The sequence below is a fragment of the Methanotorris formicicus Mc-S-70 genome, from assembly GCF_000243455.1.
GTDB lineage: Archaea > AGJL01 > Methanococci > Methanococcales > Methanococcaceae > Methanotorris > Methanotorris formicicus.
Genome location: NZ_AGJL01000094.1, coordinates 1 through 2,427, shown reverse-complemented (window position 1 = coordinate 2,427; position 2,427 = coordinate 1). Strand labels below are relative to the sequence as shown.

The 2,427-nt window shown below is 30.6% G+C and carries 1 protein-coding gene; it reads right to left on the bottom strand.

The window, feature by feature from the left end; genetic code table 11:
- Positions 1-148 precede the first annotated feature (148 nt).
- The coding region (locus METFODRAFT_RS09445; protein WP_007045396.1) for a CARDB domain-containing protein at positions 149-2,427 on the bottom strand (2,279 nt) is incomplete at its 5' end.

The following is a 2,427-nucleotide window of genomic DNA, read 5'->3' as shown; positions in this document are numbered from 1 at the left end:
ATAGTGTTAAATCACACTATCAGTTAAAATATTCACAATGTTAACTAATGAAATATATAAAACATGCCTAAAAAAATTTGATTCAATAAAAGAATTAGGTCATTTTCATAAAAAATATAAAAAAGAGTTTTTATTTATTTTGAAGTAATTAAGGTTTCTCAATCTTCACCGCTTTTCCATCTCTCCACTCTACAAATATTGGTTCATCTGGTATATCATCTAAGGTTTTGAAGTATTCTACTGCTGCCTTAGTTCCCCATCTGTCTGAACCTGCTAAGAGGATTACTGTTACATCTCTGTAGATGTTTTCTCTGATTTTGACTTTTAGAGTTATTGCTTGAATGACCCCTTTGTTTCTACCTGGATAGGTGTTGTTAATCTCGACTGGGAATTTGTCCATGTATTTTTTGACCAATGGGTTTGCTACTGGTCCTCCAACTAAGATACAATCATCGGTTATAGTGAGTTCTTTACCTATTTTTTCGAATGTATCTTTTAAGTATTTCGCTGATAAGTTACCATCTACATCTGAACCGATGATTAGTTTTGAGTTGTATACGATTCTTTTAATTACTGGAGATTTGATGTCTTCAGCAATATTGGTGTAGACTACTCTTGTTGAAGTTATTTTATTGGTCTCTGTAGTAGTAGGTAGTGTTGTTGCTAATACAACACTTATCTCTGGGTCTTTGATTACTGTAATCTTTAGAATCTTATTTTTAACTTCATACCAACCCATTGGATTTGTAAAGTCGTTTTCTTTTAATGTGACATTTGTTGTTCCATTGTTTATTGTTACATTTTTAACTTCAAAATCACCGATAGGAATAGCAATTATTGCAAATCCTTTGTTTGATGTATTTTCTACTTTTAATTTTACTTTTGAAATAACTTTGGTATTGTTTATTTCTTTTTCTACTTCTTTCTTCGTAATATTAAAGCCTACTAAGAGAAGTGGTTTAACACTTTCGTTGAGTTCTTTAATTGCTTTATCAACGTCATCTTTGCTTTTTGGGATATTTATCTTTTTTGCTTTCTCTTTTACTTCTCTTAATGTATCAATTACAGTTTTATTAATGGTTATATTTTTTCCAACAATTGGAATTGTAATGTCATCTTCTGTATCAAGCGTTAATTTTGTTATGTTGAATTCATCCCCAATAATTAAATTAACATCTTTTATTGATTTTTCAGTTTCATTATCTATTTTAATAATCTTTTTAATATCTCCTAAATTGATAATTCCATTTTGTATACAAACCTTTAAGAATTTATGTCCTCCTGTATCTGATAATTTTACGTCTGTTGCTATTGCCGAGTATGTGCTGTTGGTTATGTTAAATGTAATTTCTCCTACTTCAAAATTACCTATTTCCGAGATATTGTATCCGCTTACAAATAATGTGTTGTTTGATACACTCCAGTTGCTTATTCCTACTGCTTTAACATCCACGACTGTTAAGTTCTTGAGCAATATCTTTAAGTCATATCCCCCAACAGGTCTTTTCTCATTAATGTTACCAACTTCAATCTTTGCCGTTATACTATTCCCATTTTCTAATGCTTTATACATCTTTATGAATACTGGAATCTCTACAACTTTTACAGTTTTAACAACCTTGTTGTCATCTTCATCTTCTTCTTTGATGCTGTTTGAACTGTCTGCAATTATAACTATTGTGTATTTTCTTAATTCAGTTGGGGTCCAGTTGAATGTTACAGTTTTTGATTCTCCAGATTTTAATGAACCTATTGTTGCATTTCCAAGTTCTTCTGAGTTAATATATGCTCTAACATCAAATGGTATTGTTATGTCTTTATGTCCATTGTTTGTTACTGTTACAGTTATTGAGTTGTTTATTCTGTAGATTGCTGGATCATTAACAGTTACTTGGACGTTGATGTTCGGACCTTCAACTTTAGTAACTGCTGAATTTACAACCACACTGTTGAACTTGTATCCATTTGCATCTGAAACTTTAACATCTGATAACATAATCTCAGATTTTCCTATATCAATTGCTTTAAATGTAGCTCTTGCTATTGTTGTTGGTTTAGTTATGTTTCCGTCCATTATACTGAATGTTACCTTTCCTTTCTCGAAAGTTACATTTTTCAATTCTTCAGATGCATTAACTAAAAACTCAAAGTTTGTGCAGTTTAAAACATCTGGGTTGTATAGCAATATTCCATCGATACCTTTAGCAGGTCTTTTATCGGCTATATTATCTAATTTGATATCGACTGTAAATGTTTCATCTGTCTTTGTTAGGTTTGTTGAAGAAATTAAGTTTAATGCTATAGGTCTTTCTGTTATTGTAACTATTTTAACTAATTTGTTGTTTGATGTATTTTCATCAACTGTTGGGTCTATTGTTGCTACTATTGTGTAGTTCTTTATATGTGTTGGAGTCCAGTTGAATTCAA